Genomic DNA, 1,833 nt, shown 5'->3' with positions numbered 1-1,833 from the left:
TTCGATCAGGCGGGCGCGCATGCGTTCGCGTCGCTCCGCCGCGACGCGGGTCCGATGGTCAACGGTCGTTTCATTCATGGCGGGAATTATACGGCGACGCAACAGACGCTCCGGCTGGCTAGGTGAAGACGAGTATATTGTCATGATGACAAATATCTCATTATTAAAACAAGCAAGCCTGATCAACCGTCTGGAGCGACTCCGCCGTGAATGCCCCGTTCATGACTCACGCAATGACTCAACGCACCGTTCGAGTCGGTGCGCGAACCATTTCCTTTACCGAAGCGGGCGAGGGCCCGGTGGTGCTCATGCCCCACGGCTGCGGTCCCGGCGCTTCCGGCATGTCCAATTACGCGCGCAATGTCGGTGCGCTCGCGTGCGTCCACCGGGTCGTCGTGCCCGACATGCCCGGCTATGGCAAATCGACGAAGGGCCTGGATCGCGGTGACCCGTTCGGCGACCTGGCCGCGAGCATGCTCGGGATGCTCGATGCGCTGCGTATCGAGCGCGCGCACATCCTCGGCAACTCGCTGGGTGGCGCCTGCGCGTTGCGCATGGTGATCGAGCGGCCGGCAGCGGTCGGCCGTCTCGTGCTGATGGGGCCCGGCGGCGTGGACACGACGCGTGGGTTGCCGACGCCCGGCCTCAAGCGCCTGCTGAATTACTACAAGGGCGAAGGCCCGACATTGCAAAAGCTTGCGACGTTCATCCGGGGCGACCTTGTCTACGACGGCAGCCTTGTATCCGATGCGACGCTCCAGGAGCGCTTTCAGTCCAGCATCGACCCGGAGGTCGTCGCCAGCCCGCCATTGCTCGGCCCCAAGGGCATTCCGCAATTCAGGAAACTCGACTTCACGCGCGATCCGCGTCTGGCCGGCGTGCAAAACCCGACGCTCGTGTTGTGGGGAACGGAGGACAAGGTCAATCGACCGAGCGGTGCCCGCTCGCTGCAGCGGCGCATGCCGAACTGCGACGTGCATCTGTTCAGCAAGACCGGTCACTGGGTGCAGTGGGAGCGCGCTGACGAATTCAACGCGATGGTGGTGGCATTTCTGGCCGAAGACAGCGCCGACGCGCTTGACTTCCGCCGTGTTTGAGCCGGAGCGCGCCGCCATGCCGACGGCGGACATCCAAGCCCACCAGCGATACATCGTGCCGTACGAAACCTGGCTTCAAAGCATGCGGATCGTGCCGCGGGCATGAGGGCGCCCGACGACACTATGGCCCGGCTTCCGAGCCGGTTTTTTGTGTCTGGCGGCAGCTCGGGGTAACTGCGCACGGCTGTAGGGGCGTTTGGGTTTGTGAAGGGGCCGTCTGCGGCATTTAATAGTTTCAGTCAATGGAATGGCGGTTGCGAATCCGAATTTCCAATTGAATGCGACTGGTCCAATGGCCGTTCTGAATCGTCTTAAGCAATTCGGAACACGCATCGAATGTGCGAGCACGGCGCGAGTGCGTTTCGCGCGCGGCGCGATCTTCAGGTGCGTGAAGGTCCGATCAGGCGTCGCGATTTCGCGATGACCGCTTGATCGTTCCTGGCGCATCAGCCCAAGCCGATGCGAGCAATGTCAGAGCGAGAAACCCTTTCCTGAAGCATGACCATGGCTGAAAACATCGCCCAAACCGTGATCCGCCGCGCCGACTACACGCCGCCGGCCTTCCTCATCGATTCCGTCGCGCTCGAATTCGATCTCGCGCCGGCCCGCACGATCGTCAGGAATACGATGCGCGTGCGCCGCAATCCGGACGCCGCGCCCGCGCCGCACCTGGAGCTGATGGGCGAAGCGCTCGAATTCCTCGGCGCCTGGCTGGATGGCGCGCCGCATGGCGCCG

At 63.2% G+C, this 1,833-nt stretch carries 2 protein-coding genes; both read left to right on the top strand.

Annotated features, from left to right (window positions below; all coding sequences use genetic code 11):
* Positions 1 to 233: 233 nt before the first annotated feature.
* Positions 234 to 1,097 (top strand): alpha/beta fold hydrolase, encoded by an 864-nt coding sequence (locus G3N98_RS39185; RefSeq protein WP_206151115.1) that lies wholly within the window; start codon positions 234 to 236, stop codon positions 1,095 to 1,097.
* A gap of 504 nt (positions 1,098 to 1,601) precedes the next feature.
* A partial coding sequence (locus G3N98_RS39180) for a hypothetical protein (protein WP_206151114.1) occupies positions 1,602 to 1,833 on the top strand: 232 nt, incomplete at its 3' end.

Source organism: Burkholderia sp. Tr-20390, assembly GCF_017104595.1.
Lineage (GTDB): Bacteria > Pseudomonadota > Gammaproteobacteria > Burkholderiales > Burkholderiaceae > Burkholderia.
This window is presented reverse-complemented; position numbering and strand designations above follow the sequence as displayed.